This window comes from Streptomyces sp. NPDC029466, from assembly GCF_055574515.1.
The window spans coordinates 49,711-69,702 of the sequence record NZ_JBVHZH010000036.1 but is presented as its reverse complement, the minus strand read 5'-3'; the positions used below and the strand labels follow the sequence as shown (position 1 = coordinate 69,702).

General features: G+C 70.7%; 18 protein-coding genes and 1 pseudogene. 12 read left to right on the top strand and 7 right to left on the bottom strand.

All coding sequences use genetic code 11. The annotated features are described in order from the left end of the window. Positions 1 to 151 precede the first annotated feature (151 nt). Complete coding sequence (locus ACZ4XD_RS25600) at positions 152 to 2,002, top strand: glycoside hydrolase family 35 protein (RefSeq protein ID WP_468045733.1); 1,851 nt, start codon at positions 152 to 154, stop codon at positions 2,000 to 2,002. A 164-nt stretch (positions 2,003 to 2,166) separates the two neighbouring features. On the opposite strand, the gene ACZ4XD_RS25595 is transcribed toward ACZ4XD_RS25600, so the two are convergent. The 4 genes and pseudogenes from ACZ4XD_RS25595 to ACZ4XD_RS25580 form a co-directional block, all read right to left on the bottom strand. Beyond that, positions 2,167 to 2,871 (bottom strand): Clp protease N-terminal domain-containing protein, encoded by a 705-nt coding sequence (locus tag ACZ4XD_RS25595; protein ID WP_468045731.1) that lies wholly within the window; start codon positions 2,869 to 2,871, stop codon positions 2,167 to 2,169. Positions 2,872 to 2,979: 108 nt separating this feature from the next. After that, a pseudogene (locus tag ACZ4XD_RS25590) lies at positions 2,980 to 3,658 on the bottom strand (glutamate synthase-related protein); the annotation flags it as partial. Between the two features lie 209 nt (positions 3,659 to 3,867). Continuing rightward, positions 3,868 to 4,788 carry a hypothetical protein gene (locus tag ACZ4XD_RS25585; protein WP_468045729.1) on the bottom strand — a complete coding sequence of 307 codons (921 nt, stop codon included), beginning with the start codon at positions 4,786 to 4,788 and terminating at the stop codon, positions 3,868 to 3,870. Positions 4,789 to 4,852: 64 nt separating this feature from the next. Next, positions 4,853 to 5,602: a YqjF family protein gene (locus tag ACZ4XD_RS25580; RefSeq protein ID WP_468045727.1), complete on the bottom strand. Its 750-nt coding sequence runs from the start codon at positions 5,600 to 5,602 to the stop codon at positions 4,853 to 4,855. A 495-nt stretch (positions 5,603 to 6,097) separates the two neighbouring features. On the opposite strand from ACZ4XD_RS25580, the gene ACZ4XD_RS25575 reads away from it, so the two are divergent. Beyond that, on the top strand, positions 6,098 to 7,051 hold the full coding sequence (locus ACZ4XD_RS25575) for a hypothetical protein (RefSeq protein ID WP_468045725.1): 954 nt from the start codon (positions 6,098 to 6,100) through the stop codon (positions 7,049 to 7,051). 453 nt (positions 7,052 to 7,504) lie between these two features. On the opposite strand, the gene ACZ4XD_RS25570 is transcribed toward ACZ4XD_RS25575, so the two are convergent. Continuing rightward, positions 7,505 to 8,014, bottom strand: coding sequence for a MarR family winged helix-turn-helix transcriptional regulator (locus ACZ4XD_RS25570; RefSeq protein WP_468045724.1), 510 nt, complete (start codon positions 8,012 to 8,014; stop codon positions 7,505 to 7,507). A gap of 80 nt (positions 8,015 to 8,094) precedes the next feature. On the opposite strand from ACZ4XD_RS25570, the gene ACZ4XD_RS25565 reads away from it, so the two are divergent. The 7 genes from ACZ4XD_RS25565 (at position 8,095) to ACZ4XD_RS25535 (ending at position 14,312) form a co-directional block, all read left to right on the top strand. After that, positions 8,095 to 9,264, top strand: coding sequence for a PP2C family protein-serine/threonine phosphatase (locus ACZ4XD_RS25565; RefSeq protein ID WP_468045722.1), 1,170 nt, complete (start codon positions 8,095 to 8,097; stop codon positions 9,262 to 9,264). 451 nt (positions 9,265 to 9,715) lie between these two features. Further along, positions 9,716 to 10,594, top strand: coding sequence for an STAS domain-containing protein (locus tag ACZ4XD_RS25560; protein ID WP_468045720.1), 879 nt, complete (start codon positions 9,716 to 9,718; stop codon positions 10,592 to 10,594). Continuing rightward, on the top strand, positions 10,591 to 11,007 hold the full coding sequence (locus tag ACZ4XD_RS25555) for an STAS domain-containing protein (protein WP_468045718.1): 417 nt from the start codon (positions 10,591 to 10,593) through the stop codon (positions 11,005 to 11,007). The genes ACZ4XD_RS25560 and ACZ4XD_RS25555 overlap by 4 nt, the downstream gene beginning before the upstream one ends. A 7-nt stretch (positions 11,008 to 11,014) precedes the next feature. Then, positions 11,015 to 11,464 (top strand): anti-sigma regulatory factor, encoded by a 450-nt coding sequence (locus ACZ4XD_RS25550; protein ID WP_468045716.1) that lies wholly within the window; start codon positions 11,015 to 11,017, stop codon positions 11,462 to 11,464. Next, entirely contained in the window at positions 11,461 to 12,474 is a 1,014-nt protein-coding gene (locus tag ACZ4XD_RS25545; RefSeq protein WP_468045714.1) for a SpoIIE family protein phosphatase, read from the top strand. The genes ACZ4XD_RS25550 and ACZ4XD_RS25545 overlap by 4 nt, the downstream gene beginning before the upstream one ends. Further along, a complete protein-coding gene (locus ACZ4XD_RS25540) occupies positions 12,471 to 13,790 on the top strand; it encodes a PP2C family protein-serine/threonine phosphatase (protein WP_468045712.1) in 1,320 nt (439 codons plus the stop codon). The genes ACZ4XD_RS25545 and ACZ4XD_RS25540 overlap by 4 nt, the downstream gene beginning before the upstream one ends. 111 nt (positions 13,791 to 13,901) lie before the next feature. Next, positions 13,902 to 14,312, top strand: coding sequence for an ATP-binding protein (locus ACZ4XD_RS25535; RefSeq protein WP_468045710.1), 411 nt, complete (start codon positions 13,902 to 13,904; stop codon positions 14,310 to 14,312). Positions 14,313 to 14,429: 117 nt separating this feature from the next. Here the strand turns inward: ACZ4XD_RS25535 and ACZ4XD_RS25530 are convergent, their stop codons facing one another. Next, the gene (locus tag ACZ4XD_RS25530; RefSeq protein WP_468045708.1) at positions 14,430 to 14,783 is read right to left on the bottom strand and encodes an STAS domain-containing protein; all 354 of its coding nucleotides are present in this window, start codon (positions 14,781 to 14,783) and stop codon (positions 14,430 to 14,432) included. A gap of 685 nt (positions 14,784 to 15,468) precedes the next feature. Here ACZ4XD_RS25530 and ACZ4XD_RS25525 point away from each other — a divergent pair. The 3 genes from ACZ4XD_RS25525 (at position 15,469) to ACZ4XD_RS25515 (ending at position 17,184) form a co-directional block, all read left to right on the top strand. Next, positions 15,469 to 16,617 carry a PP2C family protein-serine/threonine phosphatase gene (locus tag ACZ4XD_RS25525; protein ID WP_468045706.1) on the top strand — a complete coding sequence of 383 codons (1,149 nt, stop codon included), beginning with the start codon at positions 15,469 to 15,471 and terminating at the stop codon, positions 16,615 to 16,617. A gap of 130 nt (positions 16,618 to 16,747) precedes the next feature. Further along, positions 16,748 to 16,921, top strand: coding sequence for a hypothetical protein (locus ACZ4XD_RS25520; RefSeq protein WP_468045704.1), 174 nt, complete (start codon positions 16,748 to 16,750; stop codon positions 16,919 to 16,921). Beyond that, entirely contained in the window at positions 16,918 to 17,184 is a 267-nt protein-coding gene (locus tag ACZ4XD_RS25515) for a DUF4190 domain-containing protein (RefSeq protein WP_468045702.1), read from the top strand. The genes ACZ4XD_RS25520 and ACZ4XD_RS25515 overlap by 4 nt, the downstream gene beginning before the upstream one ends. Before the next feature lie 52 nt (positions 17,185 to 17,236). On the opposite strand, the gene ACZ4XD_RS25510 is transcribed toward ACZ4XD_RS25515, so the two are convergent. Further along, complete coding sequence (locus ACZ4XD_RS25510) at positions 17,237 to 19,918, bottom strand: SCO7613 C-terminal domain-containing membrane protein (RefSeq protein ID WP_468045700.1); 2,682 nt, start codon at positions 19,916 to 19,918, stop codon at positions 17,237 to 17,239. Between the last annotated feature and the right edge of the window lie 74 nt (positions 19,919 to 19,992).

The window sequence follows — 19,992 nt, the reverse complement described above, 5'->3', positions numbered from 1 at the left end:
CTGTCCCGGCCGGTCTGGCCATACCGGCGTACCCCGTCACGAACCCTTGTGCTCGATTCTGTTCCACATGACACTCTCAAGGCACAGAACCGCGCACCACTGAACATGTTCACACCTTGAATGACGGTCGGTCGAGTCGAGGAGAGCAGAGATGACGCAGTTCAGCCGGCGGAGATTTGTGAGTGCGGCCGCGGTGGGGGCCGCGTCCGTGGGCGTGGCCCTGGGCGGTGGCCGTACGACCCTGGCGCAGGCCGACAGTCCGCGGGGGCTGACCGTGCGCGGGAACGAATTTCTGCTGGACGGTGAGCCGTTCCGGATCCTCTCGGGGGCCTTCCACTACTTCCGGACGCATCCCAAGGACTGGCGTGACCGGTTGCTGCGGATGCGGGCCATGGGCCTCAACACGGTGGAGACCTACGTGGCCTGGAACTTCCACCAACCGCACGAGGGAAAGGCCGACTTCACCGGCTGGCGCGATGTGGTGTCCTTCGTACGGATCGCGGACGAGGTCGGGCTCAAGGTGATCGTGCGACCGGGACCGTATATCTGCGCGGAATGGGACTTCGGCGGCCTGCCGGCCTGGCTCCTCAAGGACAAGGACGCGCCGCTGCGCCGCTCCGACCCCGCCTACGAACGGGCGGTGGACGCCTGGTTCGCGGAACTGCTGCCCCGGTTCGTCGATCTGCAGGCCACGCGTGGCGGGCCCGTCATCGCCATGCAGGTCGAGAACGAGTACGGCAGTTATGGCGACGACCATGCGCACCTGGCACATCTGCGGGACACCATGCGGGCGCAGGGCGTGGACAGCCTGCTGTTCTGCTCCAACGGGGCCAGTCAGGAAATGCTCAAGAACGGCAGCCTCCCCGACCTCCTCTCCACCGTCAACTTCGCCGGGGATCCGACCGGACCCTTCGCCGAGCTGCGCAAGTTCCAGCCGGACAAGCCCCTGTTCTGTACGGAGTTCTGGGATGGCTGGTTCGACCACTGGGGAGAACCGCACCACACCACGGATCCCGGGCGGACCGCTGCCGACGTGGCGAAGCTCCTCGAAGCGGGAGCGTCGATCAACTTCTATATGGCGGTGGGCGGAACGAACTTCGGCTGGTACGCGGGTGCCAACCTGAGCGGCAGCCACTATCAGCCCACCGTCACCAGCTACGACTACGACTCCCCGATCAGCGAATCCGGCGAACTCACCGAGAAATTCCACCAGGTGCGTGAGGTACTGGCCAAGTACACCACCCTGCCCAGCACGCCCCTGCCGGCCACGCCGCGCCGTATGCCGGCCCAGCGGGTCGCCGTGCGCGGGTCGGTGCCGTTGATGGACACCCTGGACGCGCTGAGCACTCCGGTGCGGCGTACCGCTCCCGCTCATATGGAGGGGGTCGGGCAGTCTTACGGACTGATCCACTACCGCACTCGGGTGCGGGGGCCGCAAGGGACCAAGGCTCTGAGGCTCACGGGCCTGGGCGACCGTGCGCTGGTGTTCGGCGACGGTCAGCGGATCGGCACCTTCGACCGTAACCAGCCGGACCACACCGTCGACTTCACCGTGGTCGGCGCGTCCGGCACCCTCGACCTCCTGGTCGATCCCACCGGGCGGATCAACTTCGGGGAGGGACTGAATGACCCGAAGGGAATCAGCGGCAAGGTCCTCCTCGGCGAGGACGAACTGAGCAACTGGGAGATCCGGCGGCTGCCTCTCGACGACCTCTCGTCGGTGAGGTTCGGTAGCGGAGACGTGCCGACCGGCCCCGCGTTCCACCGGGCCCGGATCCATGTCGACACCCCCGCGGACGGCTTCCTCGCCTTCCCGGGCTGGGACAAGGGCATGGTGTGGCTCAACGGCTTCGCGCTCGGCCGGTACTGGTCCCTCGGGCCGCAGGTCACCCTGTACGCGCCGAGCCATCTGTGGCGGCGGGGACGGAACGAGCTCGTCGTGCTGGAGATGGAGCGGACCGGGGACCGGATCGAGGTACGGTCCGAGCCCGATATCGGTTAGGTGCTGCCCGCATGAGTCGTCGTGCACGGCGACTCTCAACCGCCGTGCACTACAAGGTTTTTGACGACGTCGGGTGGGGCGGGCGGCGGCCCGAGCGCGCCGCCATCCCGTATGGACCGGGACGGCTGTGCCGGCCCGGTCCACCGAGGTGACTGACCGTTTCGTTACTGCTGATCGCGCGCGGCGGACCGCTTGGTGATCTCGGTCTTGACCGTCTCGCGCAGCTCGTCCGGCGTGAAGCCGAGGCTGCGCAGGATCTGCGCGGCCGGGCTCTCCTCGGCGCGGATCAGGCCCAGCAGGGTGTGCTCCGTGCCGACCCAGTCGTGGCCGAGGTCGGCCGCCGCGCGGCGGGCCTGCTCGATGGCCTCCTTGCTCTCCGGCCGGAACGCGATGTGACCCCGCAGTGCCTTCTCCCCGGCCGGCGGCAACGCTTCCTCGATCGCGTCGCGGATGCGCTGCTCCGACTCGGCTTTCGCCATCAGCACCTCGTATGCCAGGCCCCGCGGTTCACCGAGCAGGCCGAGCAGGAGGTGTTCGGTGCCGATGGAGTCGTGCTTGTGCGTTCGGGCGGCCTCCTGCGCCAGCACGATGCTGTGCCGGTTCAGGTTGGTGTACCGCTCGAAGGGACCGGGTGCGTGGCGTTGCTGGGCGGCCTGCTTGGACACCCCGATGGCGTCGCCGATCTCGGTCCACGACGCGCCGGTCTGCTTGGCCTTGCTGACGTAGTGGTCGATGAGCTGGTCACCGAGGTCGGACAGGGTCTGGGCGCGCAGTCGCGCCTCGCTGATCCGGGCCAGTTCGCTGGCGCCGGGGAGTTCCTCGTCGAGACGGGCGATCAGGTCGGCGAGGCTGATGTCGAGTGGACTCATGCGTCAACTTTAAGTTGACGATCGAGGGCCGTCAACCTGTAATTGACGCTCGTTTCGAACCCCCACTCCGAGTGCTCCTCCGTCCTCGCCCGTCCTCGCCCGCCCTCGTCAGACCGTGAAGCGCTCGGGGTCGGCTGCCTCCCAGTCCTGCCTCCAGTCCCGCGGCGGGTCTGCCAGGAGCTGACCGGGAGCGAGTCAGTCGTACAGTTCCGCGTACGAGCAGACGGTGCGTGGGTCCAGCCGTCGACGCAGCTGGTGCGGAGTCAGTTCGCCGGCGTCCTGGATGCGTGAGCGGGGCGCCCAGGTTGTCCGCGAATTCCAGCGGGGCGGCACCGGTGCCACCCTCGGCGCCGTCGACGACGATGAAGGCCGGCGTGGTGCCCTCTTCCAGCATCGCCTTGCACACCGAGAGGAATTGCTGCCGCGAGCCGACGCACAGCTTGAATCCCGTCGGCTTACCACCGGCCAGGTCCCTCATTCCGGCGATGAAACCGACCAGCTCGCGCGGAGTGCTGAATTGCCGATGGTAGGGCGGCGAGATGACGGTCTGGCCCTCCGGTACCTCCCGCACACGGGCTATCTCGGCATTGACCTTGCCTCCCGGCAGCACTCCTCCGATGCCGGGTTTGGCCCCTTGCGAAAGCTTCAGGGACACACACTTCACCTGCTCGTGAGCTGCCTTGGCGGCAAACTCCCGCTCGTCGAAAGCGCCGTCGGCGGTCCGGCAGCCGAAGTACCCGGTCCCGATCTCCCAGATCAGGTCCCCGCCATGGCGCAGGTGGTACTCCTAACCGTCCCGTGCATGCTTCTTCCGCGCCGACCGGCTGGGCCCCGCGTGTGCTCCGTCGCTGCCGGCGTCGCCATGGCGCTCCTGGTGCTCGCCGCCCCGCCGACTCGCTCCTCGCCTACCCTGCGCCCCACCGCACATCCTGACCGCGCACGGTTGCACCCCGGCATCGCTGCACGCTCGCCCACCGGCACGCGGGGGCGAGGGACTCAGTAGTGCTCGCCACGCGAGGGATGCGTCGGAAGACCCAGCCCGGTGAGCCACAGAGCGCCGTCATCACCCGCGCTGATGTCGTGAGCCCGCAGCTCGTTCGGACAGGTGGCTTTGCGGGCCCGGCACTCGGCGATGACCAGCTCAGCGATCAGCCGGGGCGCGGCAGGATCGGTCTCCGGCAACTTCGTACGCCACCACTGGTGTTCGTCCAGGGTCTGCCAGCCGCGCTCGTGCATCCGCACCCGACGCTCCTCGGTCTGTTCGACGCCCCGGTCGTCGATGCAAACCGCCAGTTCGCGCCCGTGGTCGGCGGGGGTGTACGACACGATCATGTCCCGGCGCCAGTCGCGGGCGGTCCACAGCGTGAAGCCGATCCAGTCCCCGGGGGCCTGGACGGGATACTGCTCCACCCACGCGGCAAGCATCAGCTCCAGACCAGTGGTCGCATGGTCCCAACTGCCTGCGACGAACACCCCGTTGTACGTCCACGACGGAGCGGCTCCAGGGCCTTTGCGGTCGAGCTGCCATATGTACGGCAGCGCATCAAAGCGAGGCGGCTCCCCGGCCGACCCGAGGTGAGTCCGGTCAAAGGTCCACCACTCGTCCCGCTCGAACTCATCGGCCGCGTGCACCGAAAGCTGGGCGCGCGTGTGATCGCCGGACAGCAGCAGGATCTTCTCCCGGGTGCACCAGCGCACGCTCGGCCCGCCGGCGGCACCGCCGAGCAGGGTAGGGGCACCGATACGCGCCACGATCGCCTCGTACACCGGACGCAGCGCCTCGCGTCGGGCAAGACGGTCCGCTCCCGCGGCGTAGGCCAGAACGGGGACAGGCGCTGAGCCGACGCCCCCAGCAGAGATGAACAGGGCTTCGGCTACGTCCGCGGCCTGAGTCGCAGGGCTACTTGTGCTGGTCATGCCGATCATCGTTGCAGGCATCACTGACAGCAGGGCAGGCCCGCCCTGCATCGGGCGGGCGGGCTCAGCCGCCCTGGGTGGGGCGGCCGAACGTCACCGGAACACCGGGGGAGTACAGCACACTGAGCGGCTGCCCCATCGGCGTGGACAGGCCCGCCGCCGCGATCAGGTTCTCGTCGAGGTGCAGTAGTTCCGCCCGGTGCAGTGGCCAGCGCGGATGGGCGTTGTGCAGATAGGACGGCCGCCCGTGAAACGTGTGGTGCAGGCCCCAGCGCGCGGTCAGGAAGTGTTCGAGTGCGGTGGGCGCGGTCACGGGAGCCCCCTTGCGCAGGGTGATCCGGCAGTGTGCCCCGCGCGGACCTGGCCAGCGCCGGGTGCTGGCGTAGCTGACGGTGTCGCCGTCGTGCCGGACGGACATCCGGGACCACAAGTACGGCAGCCGGACCACGGCTCGCGCGAAGGCCACCGGTATCAGCCGGGAGGCGTCCAGGGACCGGAAGACCACCCCGCGTCGTCCGCTGCCGTCCACCGAGTAGAGACGTACATTCGTCTCCGGAAAGGTGCCGAGGTAGGGGATGCCCGGAAGCCTGAACCATCCGACCCGATGCATCCGGAACGCCACCAGCCCGACGTAGGTGGCTCCGTCGAAGGTGTCCGGGACCGTCCCGGCCGGCAGCAGGGGAGCCACCTCCGCCGGATCAACGGCCCAGTGGAGGAACGCCAGATCGAGCCAGCTCTGCGTGAGCACGACCGGCGCGAGGGCGTGGGGCGGCTCGACGGTGACGGGCTCCGGCGCAGCGAGTTCGGACAGCACCGCGTCATCCTGGCAGACCGTCCGGCGCGGACCGCCCTCGGACTACGCACCGAGGTCCGACCGGCCCATCGCTCCGAGTCGGCGCGGGGCGCCCTGCCGGGTCTGATCGCCGGCCGCGGCGAAGGCGGCAGTGGCTCCCGAGCTCATCGCCATTGATTGTGCGCCTGCAATGCGTGCCGGTAAACGTTCAGAAGCTACCGGTCGGTTCAACGCAACCGTGTGCAAAGGACTTCCGTCTCTTTCATCGACAGAGACCTACAGGGCTCTGAAGCCGGCCAGGGCACCAGGATTTCACACGCTCGAAGTCCGTGCCCTTGGTGAAAGCTCCAGGCGTACACAGCGCCGTCTTCTTCCTCTTCTTCCTCCTTTTCCGTCGCGCCTCCGTCATGCGCACGTGCGCGACCGAGGGGGTCGGTTCCAGGTGAAAGAGAGAGTCGCATGTCCATACCCAGCTCCGCTGCCGCCCGGCGTCAGCGCAGAAGCAGAAGCAGAAGAATGGCAATCGCTGCCACGACCGCACTTCTCGCCGGGGCGTCCGTACTCGGTTCGCAGTCGCCGGCCTTCGCGGACGAAAAGCCCGCAGTGCCCGACCACATGTATGACACGGATGACCAGGTCATGGCGGACCTGGCCAAGTGGACTCCGGTCAAGGACTCCGAAAGCGTGATGGGCCTGCCCACCGGGCTCGACGACAAGCAGGTCAACCTCTCGGACGTGCAGGGCGGACAGGTCAACTACGACCCTGGTCAGGCCATCCAGGACGCCCAGGCGGCGGCCAAGACATTCGCCGAGGACCCCAACACCAAGGAACCTGCCCGCGAGAGCGCCAAGCGGCTCTACGAGCCCATCTCGGGGCTCAAGGAGTCGGCGAACTACACGGCACCCGTTTTCACCGGCAAGGGCGCCTACAAGGACGAGTGGACCCAGGAAAACCTCGATCAGCTCTGCAATCGGCAGAACCACGACTCGGCGCGTGTGGGGCAGAAGCCGCCGTGCGCGTTCGTCGGCAAGGTCACCGAGAAATATCCGGTCAGGGGGTCGGCCGGTGATGGTCTGGCCGGCGGCGGGAAGCTGACCTACAAGATCTCCAGCTCTGTGGCTGACGAAAAGAGCGAGACGGAGGGCTGGTCAATAGGTGGAAAGATCACGCCAAAGATCGGCGACGGAAAGAGTGAGATTCCGGTAGAGGCAAGTTTCGCCTACAGCTACGCGGCCACCTCCACCAAGAAGCTCCAGAGCACCCTGGAAACCGACGTCGAGATCAATGTGCCCGACGGCAAGAAGAAGGGCTGGCTGGAACCCCGGGGGAACGGGGCGTACTACACCGGCTACATCGTCTATCGGCAGAACAATGACACCGAGCAGAGGATGGTGGCCGTGCCGGCCCGCGTCTATGTCCAGGCCCGCGACACGACCAGTCCGATCACCTGGTTCAAGCGCGTGATGTAGGGCGCTGGGCAAGGCGTCGGGCGAGGCCCGGTCCCTTCACCCTCCCCGCCTCAAGTGGCCCACGGCGGCGTCAGGGTGCTGCCGTGGGCCAGCTTGGCGCTGAGGCCGGTGCAGGTGGTGACCCACATCTGCGCCGGCTCGGCGCCCGGGTTGGCCACGGCGAGAACGGACCCCGCGGGGGCTACGGCCGCGTCACAGGCGGCGAGTGGCCCAAGATCCAGCTCGTGACGGAGTCATGAGCCCGGCTCACCGCGGCGGGGATTTCGTGGAGCCGTGACGAGGTCCACCACCACCTCACCAGGTCTTCCAGTGCATCCACGCCCCGTTCGTCCGAACGGCCGGTGGCGCAAGGCCGGTTTGATAGCGTCCCTCGTGCGGCGAAGATCCGTTTGCTCCGTCCGCGCAGAGCGTTTCCGGTGGGATGTCGGCTCGGGAGGCGGAGTTCAGGTGAGGCTAGGCACTGTCCGCGACGCTGTCGTCCCGGACGGAAGCGCCGCCCTCGTCGGCCGCGCGCCGGGCGAATGCCGCGTGAAAGGCCTCCAGGCCGGCCGCGAGCTTGGCGACATCGGCGGGTTTCATCTGCTCCAGGGTGGCGGTGACGTCGCGGCTCCGTGCCGCGCGGTACTCCTCCAGCAGCACTCTGCCGCGCAGGCTCAGCCGCAGCTCGACCTCGCGTCGGCTCGTCGCGCTGGGGCTCCGTTCGGCCAGGCCCATCGCCTCCAGGCGGTCGCAGAGTCTGCTGACCGCCGGCGGCCGCGAGGCGAGCGCTTCGGCGAGGGTGCGCAGGTTCGTGCCTTCCCGCTTTTCGAGCACGAGGAGTGCGCGGAGCTGGGAAGGGGAGACCTCCGCCGAGCGCGCCGCCTCCTGTCCACGTCCCCACAGAACCTCGAGCAGCTCGGAGGCGGCAAGGGCCGCCGCGCTCGCCTGCTCGCGGGAAGGGGACCGACTGGTGAAACGGGACACACGAACACTCTGTCACCCTGTGCGTCCTGTTGTCAGACCGACCCTGCCCTTGGCGCGGCACGAAGGGGGTCAGCGAAGGCATGACGGAAGGCATTGATGTGGGCCGGGCACTGCGTGCATCGGCCCCCCACGCCCTGCTCGACACCGTGCGTGATCACCTCGCCACGGCCTACGGGGCCACTTCGGTGCGCCTGTATCTGACGGACTACGGCGGCACGGTTCTCAGCCCGTGCGACTCCGCGGGGGACGGGGACGGACCGCTGCGCATCGCCAGCAGTCCGGAAGGGCGTGCGCTGGGGAGCCAGGAGCGCCGCGCGCAGCAGGTGCCGCACGGTGACGCCGTCGACCACCATCTCCCGGTGACGGTGCGTGGCGACCGGATCGGCATTCTGACGGTCCGGCTTCCCGGGGACCGTTCCACCCCCGCGGTCCTGGATGAGCTGAGGCAAGTCGTCGACCAGCTGGGGCACGAGATCCTGGTCGCCGAGCGGGACACCGACGTCTATCAGCGGGTACGCCGTATCAGTCGCCTCACCCTGGCGGCGGAGATGCAGTGGCAGCTGCTGCCGGCCCGGGCGTGCACCGCCGCGCAGTACGCCCTCGGTGCCCAGCTGGAGCCCGCCTACGCCGTGCACGGCGACAATTTCGACTGGGCCTCGGACGGCGAGGAACTGACCCTCGCCGTCACCAACGGCATGGGGCAGGGCATCGACGCCTCGCTCCTCACCCACCTCGCCGTCAGCGCGCTGCGCAACGCCCGGCGGGCCGGCGTCGGCCTCGCGGACCAGGCGGCGTTGGCCGACCAGGCGGTGTACGACCACTACCGGGGCGCGTCCCATGTCTCGACGCTGCTCGTGCGGGTGGAACTCGCGACGGGGCGGATGGAGGTCATCGACGCGGGGTCGCCGCAGATGTGGCGGCTGCGGGGCAGGACCGTCGAGCGCATCGAGCTGGACAGACAACTGCCCCTGGGCATGTTCGAGGAGTCCCACTACACGGCCGAGAGTTTCGCGGTCGAGCCGGGGGACCGGCTGGTTTTCGTGAGCGACGGGGTGTACCAGGCGCCCTCGCCACGCGGCGGAAACTACGTCGAGGCGGCGCTCGCGCGGGGGCTGCACGCCACGCGGCTGCTGCCGGCCGCGCTGGTGCCGGGTGCGCTGCTGCGCGATGTGGCCGAATACCGTGCGGCGGAGACGCTGGATGACGCCTTGGTGCTGTGTTTTGACTGGTTCGGCGACGGTCTGGACTGAGCGCGGATCGTTGTGCGGCACTGGTCGGCGTCCTTGAGTTCACCGTCCCTTTGAGGTCCGCCGCCGGGACCCTGCGCGGGCGGCGGACTCCGCGCCGTGTCCCGGGTCCGTAGCCGCCGACCTGCTACGGCTCTTGTCGCCGGTCGCCGCTGTGAGATCACCCACGAGGTGCGGCCCGCTGCTCGCCCACAGGGGCGCCGTAGCGCCGGATCCCGGAAAGCGCAGGGGTCTCATATCCGCTCTCCGGCCGCAAAACCACCGCACTGATTCGGCCGTCCGGCCATTCCCCGCCTCGGCGGGTGAAGAGGGGGCCCGTGGGTTACCGGGCTTGATCGCGCTCGATAACATTTGCCGGAAGGCAACTATTGACGAGCGCGGCTCGGCCCGGCCGCCCCGTCGGGCGAACAGTCCGACGGTCACCACGGGTCGGCCGGACCGAAAGGACGAAGAGTTGGTTTCCGCTGAAGCTGCCGCACGCGAGCGTGTCACGAGCGTGCTGCGCGAAGAGGCCGATGAGATCTCGGACCGTTGGGTGCAGTTGCAGCTGGCGCAGCCGTCGCTGGACGGGGAGGTGAGCGAGGCCGAGCTCGGCGAGGAGGCCGACGCCCTGGTCGGCGCCCTGCTGTCCGGTCTGGATCTCGGGCTCCCGGTCGAGCGCGTGGTCACCTCGCACGAGGAGATGCACCGGACGGTGTCCGAGATCTCCATGCGCCGTGCCCGCAGGGGCGTCTCGCCCACCGCGACCTCCCTGGCGGTGCTGTCGCTCAAGGAAGCCCTGCTGGAGGCCGTCCAGCGGCGGACCCGCGAGGGGGACGACCTCTTCCCCAGCGCGGTGCTGATCAACCGCCTGCTGGACAGCGCCGGTGCGCTCTCGTTCGAGACCTTCGTCGAGGGCCGCGAGGAGATCATCCGCCGGCAGAGCCAGCAGCTGCTGGAGGTGTCCACGCCGGTCGTCAGGCTGTGGCGCCAGGTCCTGGCCGTCCCGCTGATCGGCACCCTCGACACCGCACGCACTCAGGTGGTGATGGAGAACCTCCTCCAGGCCATCCAGGAGCACGAGGCGCTGGTCGCCATCATCGACATCACCGGTGTGCCCACCGTCGACACCGCTGTCGCCCAGCATCTGATGCACACCGTCAACGCCGTGCGCCTGATGGGCGCGGACTGCGTCATCAGTGGCATCCGGCCGCCCATCGCCCAGACCATCGCGCAGCTCGGGATCGATTTGTCGACGATCCTGACGCGCGCCACTCTCGCCGACGCCCTCGGAGAGGCCGTGAAGCTGACCGACGCCGCTGGATCGGACCACGCGCCGCTGGACAAGCGATGAGCACGCCGGCCTCGGGCGGAGTCCCGATCCTGCGGCTGGGGGACGTGCTGGTCACCGGTCTCCTCAACGAACTCGACGACAAGACCGCCGTGGCGTTCACCGAGGAGCTCACCAGCCGGATCAGCAGCGACGGAGCCCGTGGTGTGCTCATCGACATCTCCCGGCTGGAGCTCGTCGATTCCTTCGTGGCCCGTACGTTGATGGAGCTGACCACCATGGCGCGGCTGCTGGGCGCCCGGGTCATCGTCGCCGGCATGCGGCCGCCGGTCGCCATCACCCTCGTCGAGCTGGGCATCCAGCTCACCGGGGTGGAGACAGCACTCAACGCCGAGCAGGCGATGGCGGCGATGGGCTGGCATCAGAGCCTGCAACCGTCCGGAGGGGGCCTGGGTGAGTTCCGCCCGGAACACTGACCACACGGTGACATTCGCCCCCACGGCGTCCGACGCCGCCGGGCCTGCGGCGCACACGGAGCGGACGGTCCACCACGTGCGCACCGAAGAGGACCTGTTGACCGTCCGCCACGCCGTGCGGGCGGCCACCCTGCGGGCCGGATTCAGCATCGTCGACCAGACCCGGGTGGTCACCGCCGCCAGCGAGCTGGCCCGCAACGCCTACATCCACGGCGGAGGGGGAATAGTGACGATCGACCAGCTGACACTGGGGGGAAACGCCGGGCTGCGTCTGACGGTCAAGGACGAGGGCCCCGGCATCGTGGACACCGACGCGGCGCTGTCCGACGGTTTCACCACCGGCGCGGGACTGGGCCACGGACTGGGGGGTGCCCGACGCCTGATGAACGACTTCGAACTGCACACCGTGCCAGGACAGGGCACGACCGTGATCGCCACGCGATGGGCGGGGCGGTGACTTCCCCCGAGACCTCGCCGACGGCACATATCGCCGTCGACCACTACAGCGCCGTCCATCTTGCCGCCGAGACCGCCCGTACGGTGGCCGGGCGCTGCCACTTGCCGGGCGCCCTGCCCGACCAGGCCGCCGTCATCGCCTCGGAACTGGCCAGCAACCTGGCCAAACACGCGAGCAGCGGCTCGCTGTTCATCCAGCCCCTGCCGCTGGGCGGCGGGATGGAGATCATCGCCGCGGACCGTGGCCCCGGCATCGGCGCACTCCAGCAGTGCCTCGCCGACGGCTACACCACCAGCAACACCCTCGGGGCCGGGCTGGGCGCCGTGAAGCGGATAGCAACCGCCCTCACCATCCGTACGCAGCCCGGCGCCGGCACCCTCGTCTGCGCCCGCCTCACCGCGCCCGACGCCACCCACCCGGCCGACCAGGAGGTGGGCGCCATCTGCCTGCCCGCGGACCGCGAGCAGCTCAGCGGCGACGCCTGCGCCGTCGTCGACCAGGGCACCGCCCGCACCGCGATCGTGGTCGACGGCCTCGGGCACGGCCCGCAAGCGGCCGAGGCCGCGCAGACGGCCATACGTTCCTTTCACCGGTCCCCGGACCTGCCGCTGCCCGAACTCCTCACGGCCCTGCATCGAGCGCTGCGCCGCACCCGGGGCGCGGCGGTCGGGCTGCTGCGCCTGCACCCCGGCCGGGCGGAGTACAGCGGTATCGGCAACGTACGGGTCATGACGCTGACTCCGCTCGACGTGGGCCACCGTCTGACCGGTCAGCCCGGTATAGCCGGTCTGAACATGGCGACGCCTCAGGTGCGCTCCTTTCCCGTACCGCCCGGTGCCACCGCGGTGCTCCACTCCGACGGCATCGACCAGCGATGGGCCCGGTCGCCCTCGGCCTTCGTGCACCGGCTGCCGCCGCTCCTGCTCGCCGCGTCCCTCGCCCACAGCCATCGCCTCAGCCGCGACGATGCGACCGTGATCGCCGCCCGACCCAGCCAGAGACTTCCGTGAGCCCCCACACCTTCCACACCCTGCCGAGCCTGCGCCGCGCCGTCCGGGGAATCTGCGAGGCGCACGGCCTGCCCTCCCAGAACGGAGCGCGGCTGCTGCTCTCCGTTTCCCGGATGGCCACGGCCGCCCTCGACGCCGGCGGCCCGGTTCGCCTGGAGGCCGTTGAGCGCACCGCGCCCGGCGGAAAAACCCTGCTGGCCGTGACACTGCACGCCGGACCGGCAGCGGCGGCACCGAGCCCGGCCGACTTGCCGCTGCCCGGCCGGTCCATGCCCGAGGGCACCGTGGCCTGGCACCTCCCTCTCAGTGAAGGGGAGCCCCCGCCGCTCTCCGCCGTGCTGCCCGCGCCCCAGGGAACCGCCGCGGCCCCGGCCCGTACCCGCGAGGGGGCGGCCACCGAGGCGTACGAGGCGGAGATCGCGGCGCTCGAAAGCGATCTCGCTGTCGCACTCTCCCGCGTCGACGCCCTCAGCACGGAACTGCACCGGCTCAAGGACGAACTCGCCGAAACCAACAGCGGCGTGCTCGCCCTCTATGTCCAACTGGAGGAACGGGACGAGCAGTTGCGCCGGGCGCATGGCCAGATCCTGCGCGAGCTGGAGGACGCGCTACGGCCCCCGCCGATCACCGTCAGCGGGCTGGAGCTCGCCGTTCACTACGCGCCGGCCGATACGGACGCACCCACGGGAGGCGACTTCTACGACTGGCTCCTGCTACCCGACGGCACGGTGCACATCACGGTCGTGGACGCGCTGGGCCACGGCGTGCGCAGTACCCGCAGCGCGCTCAATGTCACGCACGCCGTGCGCACCCTGGCCCTCGAAGGCCATCCGCTGGAATCCATCGTCGCCCGCACCCACGACATCCTCGTGCCGTTCGACCCCGAAATCATGGCCACTGTCCTGCTTGCCCGGATCAACCCGGAGACCGGAGCGCTGAGTCTGGCCAACGGCAGCCACCCGCCGGCCCTGGTCGTCCGTGCCGACGGGAGCGCCGACTACCTGGAGGTCCGCGGCCGGGGCATCGGATTCCCGCTTCCCGGCAGTGAGTCCGTACTGGAGGACACCCTGCACGAGGGCGACGTCCTCATGCTCTACACCGACGGCCTGACCGAGAGCCGGCGGGACCCCATCGAGGGTGAGGCGCGCCTCGTCAAGGCCGCTCAGGCCCATGCCCGACGCCCGGTTCCGGAGATCCCCGGCGCCGTCGCGGAGGACATGCACACCGTCATCCTGCATCCGGACGACACACTCGCCCTGGCCGTCCGCCGGATGGAGAACCCGCAGGTCAGGCAGCCCGTGGCAGGGCGGCCGTGAGCAACGCGCCCCGCGGCGGGCCGAAGACGTCCTTTTCCCGGTCGGCTGTCGGGGTAGACGCGTCCCGGACAGCCGCCGCGAACGGGACCCTACGAGCGGGGGGAGAACGCCATGCAACGCAGGCTAGTGATTGAGGACCAACCGATACAGCTGACGCAGCGGGTCTGCCGTCCGGGCTCGGCGGCGGACGCCCGCGATTTCGCCCGGAGCTTCGCTGCCCTGCTCTGCCCCGCGCCACCCGCACTGACCACCGAGAACCTGCTGCTCCTGGTGTCCGAGCTGGTCGCCAACGCGCTACGGCACGCCGGTGCCGTCACGGCCCTGCGTCTTCGCGCGGACCGTGAGCGGATCGAGGTGTGTGTCGAGGACCCCAGCCCCACGCGTCCCCGGAAGCGCGACCCCGATCTCTCCGGCAGCCATGGCGGCTTCGGTTGGCCCATGGTGCACGCGCTGGCCCTTGACGTCGCGGTCCTGCCGGGCTCCGGCGGCGGCAAGGCGGTACGGGCGGCCCTGGCGCGCTAGGCGCCAACTGGCTGTCGCAGGGGAGAGGTGCGTTGAGCTGCTGAGCGCGGCGCGCACAGCTGCCGGCCGCAGGAGCGCTGCGCGCTGAGCTCAGCGCTGAAGGGCAGGAGGCACGCTCTAGCCTTCGTGATCGCCGCCGTCGGTCCCGAGGGGGGCGGCCGGCTCGGCGTCGAGGGCCTTCGTCACGGAGTCGTACAGCGGCAGGACGGTGTCGAGCCCGGTGAGGGTGAAGAGTCGCTCCAGAGCGGCGGAGGGGGCCGCGAGGCGCAGCGCGGGGCCCAGTGCGCTGTGCGCCTGGAGCAGGACGTTGACCGTGGTGGAGTCGGCGAACGGGGCTGCTGACAGGTCGACGACGACCCGGGCCACGCCGTCCTCGTCCGCCTTTCGCAGGATCTCTTCCAGCGGCGCGACGCTGTCGAGATCGAGGGGGCCCGTGACGGCGACGACAAGAGCGTCACGCTCCTGCCGCACGGTCACCTCTCCCTCTATCGGTCGGCCTCCACTGGGCTGGGGCACGGTGAACCTCGCTGTAGGGGCTGACGGTTGGAGCAATGCAGTGGCCCGGGCGTGCACACGACCAGACGACCAGCTCGGACCAGGATAGAAGCGATAGTTGCCGTTTGACAACATTCGCCATAAGGCAACAATCTGTTCTCGTCACAGAACAAGGCGGCTGCGCCTGGCGTGGCTTGGGACGAAAGCGGCCTGAGATCCGCTGCACGCTGTCAGAACATGAGCGTGGCCGCCGACGATGCGTGGGCGGTCACCCTCATATGTGAGGGGGAGGAGGCCGCCGCGTGAAACGCATCGAGCCCCGCCTCCACGCCGCGGAGCCCTCCGCCGCCGGGCCCGCCGCGCACCGGAAGGGAACGCGGCTGTGACGACAAGGCCCCCTCCTGGCGGGAGGACTCCTTACGTACCCCTGGGCGCCGCCACCGGTTCAACGGCGCAAGGGGCCCCCACCCTCCCGCGCTCGCGGCGGCCCGGCCGGCCACGGTAACGGGACACACCCGGCCACTCGGTTCCGTCCTGCGGCGCGGTCCTCCCCGTCAGCCCCCGCCTTTGCCCTCGTCCACGGACGAAGAATGTTTGAGAGACCGTGACTCAGCGTCGTGAGGTAGAACGAGCGGTGCGGGCATCGGCCCCGCACGCTCTGGTGGACACGCTTCGTGACGTGCTCGCCGAACGCTACGGAGCGCTCTCCGTGGAGTTGCTGCTCGCGGACCACGGGGCCACGGTGCTCACCCCCTTCGGTGCGGTGGGGGCGGCAGCCGCGCCGGTCCCGGTCGCCAACAGCGCCGAGGGCAGAGCGTTCGACGGCCGCCAGCCCCACCAGCAGACCCGGCACGGAGACATCGTCGAGCACCATCTCCCGGTGACCGTCCGAGGGGAGCGCACCGGCCTGCTCACGGTACGGCTGCCCGCCGAGCGGTCCGTTCCGGACGCCGTCCACGACCTGGTCCACGCGGCCGGTCTGCTCGGCCACGAACTCCTGGTGGCCGAGCGCGACACCGACGTCTACCAGCGGGCACGACGCACCGGCCGGTTCACCCTGGCCGCCGAGATGCAGTGGCACCTCCTCCCGGCCCGGGCCTGTTCCGCCGACGAGTACGCCATCGGCGCCCAGCTCGAATCCGCCCACGACACCCACGGCGACAACTACGACTGGGCCTCGGACGCCGACGAGCTGACCCTCGCCGTCACCGACGGCATGGGAACCGGCGTCCATGCCGCGATGCTCACCCACCTCGCCGTCAACGCGCTGCGCAACGCCCGCCGGGCCGGTATCAGCATCGAGGACCAGGCGGCACTGGCCGACCAGGCCCTCTACGCCCAATACCGGGGAGCCGCCTACGTATCCACCCTGCTGCTGCGATTCGACTTCGCGACGGGCCGGGTCCAGGCCGTGGACGCCGGGTCGCCCCAGCTGTGGCGGATGCGGGGCAGAGCGATCGAGCGCATAGAACTCGATCCCCAGATGCCGCTCGGCATGTTCGAGGAGACGCACTACAAGGCGCAGGAATTCGAGGTGCTGTCCGGGGACCGGCTGGTCGTCGTCAGCGACGGTGTGTACGGGGCACGGTCGCCGCAGGGGGAGGCGTACGCGGAACGTGCCCTGGCCCGGTCCATCCACGCCGGCAGACTGCTCCCGGCAGCCGCCGTGCCCCGCGCCGTACTGCGCGACCTGGCCGACTTCCGTGCCGCGGAACCGCTGGACGACTTGCTGGTGCTCTGTGTCGACTGGTTCGGGAGACCCGCGGACCGGTCGCCCGGGCCGGTCGGCGCCGGGGGCGGTCCCCGTTAGAAGCCGGGGATCCGGGTACGAGGGCCAAGGCACCGCTTCAAGGGCGCAGTTGGTGCCGTCACCGGAGCCTCGAACGCGTCGGCAACCCGGCGCACCGGCTCCCTGCCGTCCCGATACGGAAAGGCGGAGCATGCTTTTCTTGGTCGTAGCCCTGTTCCTGTTCGGAGTCCTGCTGGGGACCGCGGCGCATGTCCCGGTGCCGGTCACGGTCGCCGCCGGCATCGCCATCGCGGCCTGGCTGATGTTCTTCTTCACCAAGGAGCGCCGGAAGGCCGGCCGCACCACGAAGGGAGCCGGCCGATGACCTCCGCCCGGATCCCCCTGAGGACCGGACCGCGTCCGCAGGCCGACCGCATGGCTGTCGCCGCGTTCGTCTGCGGCCTGCTGGGCATCCTGGTGTTCAATGTCTTCTTCGGCCCGTGCGCCCTCTTCTTCGGCGCCGCGGCACTGTACCGCGGGACCATCCGGCGCCTGCGCGCCTACCTGGGCCTGCTGTTCGGCACCGTGGACCTCGTGCTGCTGGTAGTGCTGTCCGTCCACAGCGGGACCATCAGCTGGCACCTCTGAGAGCCGGCCGACGGGTCGGCGGCAGCGCGCCGCCTCCCGGCCGGGCAGCCCGTCAGGTCATGCTGCGCACCGTGTCACGCAGCCGCCGGACCTCAGCGATCCGCTTCTCGTAGCTGGCCCCGAGCAGCAGCAGGAGCAGGCCGGCCGCGGCCACCGGCACCCAGCGGGGCAGCAGGCCGAAGACCTGGACCACGGTCGGGGCGAGTTCATGCAGTCCGACCAGCACGAGTGCGCCGCCGCCGACGACCAGCGGTGCCTGGAGACGCGTGCGCACCCCGACGACGGTGGTGACCAGGGCCGCCGCACCCAGCAGCAGCGGACGCACCCAGTTCTCATCGCTCCACATGGCGGCGAGTCCGGGGAGCACGGTCGCACCCAGCCCGGCCCCGTACGCGGGCCAGGAGCCGGTGCCCGATGTGCCGGTACGGCGACGGTGGCCGATGACCAGTGCGGCTGCCGTGATCGGGAGGGTGTACGCCTCGGGGGAGGAGACGCCCGCCAGGGCCAGACGCACCCAGGAGGAGGCGATGAGCAGGCCGGTCCCGACGAGTGCGGCGCGGCGGCGGTCCGGCCGCAGCGCGACGGCCAGGCCCGCGACCCCGGTCACGGCGAGGGCGAGGCTCAGCGCATCGGGGTGAAGTGCCGTCAGGGCGATGGCGATTGCCGCCAGGGCGTAGCCGGCGCCTTCGACAGCCGTGGAGACCTGACCGCGCCCCGGGATCCGGTGCCAGGCCGCCGCGGCACCGGCGGCGGTGACCGCGACCGCGAGTACCGCGAACGCGGTGACGTGCCGGGGCAGGTCGGCTGTGGCCCCGGACGCGACCGCCTCGACCCCCAGGGCGAGGACGGCGAAGGCACCCGCGACCCGCGCCGTCGTGCGCAGAGCGGGCGGGGAGGTCGTGGCCGAAAGGACGTGGGCGAGTACGGAGGCCGACGCGGCGAAGGTCCCCCACACCGCGAGCACGGCGACCCGATCGGCCGACGACCACAGCAGGGCGAGCGCGCCGGCGGCGGCCAGTACCAGGAGCCGCGGTATGAGTGCGGCGTCCGGCCGGCGCACGACGTCCACCGCTACGGCGACGGACGCGACAACGGCGGCCGCCAGCACCCATGCGTACGGCAGCCCCAGCGCCACCGGCAGCAGGAGCACCGCGGGAACGGCGGTCAGCGCCCGTGCGTTGCGGAGCGCGTTCGCCAGTCGGTCCGGCTGCCGGTCACCGTCACCGACGGCACGGGTCCGCAGCCCGGCCATGGCAGCCAGGGCGGCGGCGGACAGCCAGAGCACGGCCAGGGGCGGGGTCGCGAGCTGCCAGCTCCACCGCGGCGGGTGACCGCCACCCCAGAGCACCACGCCGTGAGCGACGGGCCGGAGGAGGGCGTGCGCGAGTTCCGGCAGCACCACAACACCGGTCAGCAGCAGGGAGGTTGAGGCGGCGACCAGCTCTCCCACCGCGGCCGCGGCGCGGGACGGCGGTGCGAACGGCCCACCCGTCGGCGCGCCCGCCGGCCCACCCGTCGCAGGCTTCGCCCACCGGCCACTGCGCGCGCAGGACATCGCCGCCCACGCGGCGATGAGCGCCGCCGGTGCCGCGTATCCGACCACGGTCCACCCCGGGGGCGTGACGCACCGCAAGCCCGCTCCGACGGCCACGATCAAGGCCACGGCGGCCACGCCCTCCGCACCGGCGCGCAGGGCGAACGGCAGAGTGCGGAAGCCGCGGCACAGCGCCATACCCAGCAGCACCAGCAGCCCCAGCGGCACCCAGGCCCGCACCACCGCGGCCGGCGACGGAGCGAGCACCGCGTCTCCCACCGCCAGCACCCCGCCCAGCAACGCCCATCCGCCGGCGACCGTCCGGGCCACCGTGACCAGGGTGGTAGCCGCCCGTTCGCCACCCACCCGCTCGCGGAACCCGGCCTGCCCGGCGGCGTCGCGTGCCGTGAGCGCGTACAGGACCGCGAAGTCCACCGCGGCCGTGGCGATCACCGCGGTCGCGTAGTCCTCGGTCGTTCCGCCCAGGGCGGCGGCGCCCAGGAGGCCGGGCAGTCGTGCCATCAGGAAACCCAGGGGCAGCGGGAGCCGGAGCCGCTGCCACCAGCCGTAGCCCGCCGCACCCACCGCCGTCAGCGCGGTGAACACCGCCCAGTAGCCGGCCGTCCCGACGCGGTCCAGACCGCCGAGCCCGGCCTCCCGGGCGGCATAGCCGTCCAGGAGCACCAGGGCGAGCCCCACCGCGGCCGACGCCTCGGCGGTGGCCGTGAGCTGCCGCCGCCGCAGCGGACGGGGCAGTGCGAGCGCGCACACGGTCAGCGCGAGCAGTACGGCGGCCCGCCCGCCGATCCCCAGCCGGCCCCAGCTCACCACCGTGAACACCACCGCGGCCACCACCACCAGCAGTCCGCCGACGATCAGCAGCGCGGTCCGGGCGGACGGCACGGAGAGCTCCCGCGCCGCGAGGCCGCCCACGGGAGCGATCGCCGGCGCTCCCGCGGAGGCGGCCACCGGGATCTCCGCGGGCGATTCCCGGCGTGCCCGCAGCGCGCCCAGCAACTCGGCGTGCCGCTGAGCCAGCCACTGCCGTCGTGCGTCCAGTGCGCTCAGCTCTCCGGTGACCTGCCACAACGCGAAGGCATCCGGCCCGGTCAGGGGCAGTCGGCAACGGGTGCACCGAGCGGGCGGAGGCGACCCCAGCGGTATTCCGCAGTCCGGGCACCCCGGCGATTGCATGTGCATGGCGTGAGTATGCGCGGGCCTGTCGGCCACGGGCTTGAGTACCCGTACTCAGTGTCGGCCTGGTATCCGGGGCC

Excerpts from the sequence above, each read along its gene's own strand:
- ACZ4XD_RS25600 (WP_468045733.1), top strand. The coding sequence starts at position 152 with ATGACGCAGTTCAGCCGGCGGAGATTTGTGAGTGCGGCCGCGGTGGGG.
- ACZ4XD_RS25595 (WP_468045731.1), bottom strand. The coding sequence starts at position 2,871 with ATGAGTCCACTCGACATCAGCCTCGCCGACCTGATCGCCCGTCTCGAC.
- ACZ4XD_RS25585 (WP_468045729.1), bottom strand. The coding sequence starts at position 4,788 with ATGACCAGCACAAGTAGCCCTGCGACTCAGGCCGCGGACGTAGCCGAA.
- ACZ4XD_RS25575 (WP_468045725.1), top strand. The coding sequence starts at position 6,098 with ATGGCAATCGCTGCCACGACCGCACTTCTCGCCGGGGCGTCCGTACTC.
- ACZ4XD_RS25565 (WP_468045722.1), top strand. The coding sequence starts at position 8,095 with ATGACGGAAGGCATTGATGTGGGCCGGGCACTGCGTGCATCGGCCCCC.
- ACZ4XD_RS25555 (WP_468045718.1), top strand. The coding sequence starts at position 10,591 with ATGAGCACGCCGGCCTCGGGCGGAGTCCCGATCCTGCGGCTGGGGGAC.
- ACZ4XD_RS25535 (WP_468045710.1), top strand. The coding sequence starts at position 13,902 with ATGCAACGCAGGCTAGTGATTGAGGACCAACCGATACAGCTGACGCAG.
- ACZ4XD_RS25520 (WP_468045704.1), top strand. The coding sequence starts at position 16,748 with ATGCTTTTCTTGGTCGTAGCCCTGTTCCTGTTCGGAGTCCTGCTGGGG.
- ACZ4XD_RS25515 (WP_468045702.1), top strand. The coding sequence starts at position 16,918 with ATGACCTCCGCCCGGATCCCCCTGAGGACCGGACCGCGTCCGCAGGCC.
- ACZ4XD_RS25510 (WP_468045700.1), bottom strand. The coding sequence starts at position 19,918 with ATGCACATGCAATCGCCGGGGTGCCCGGACTGCGGAATACCGCTGGGG.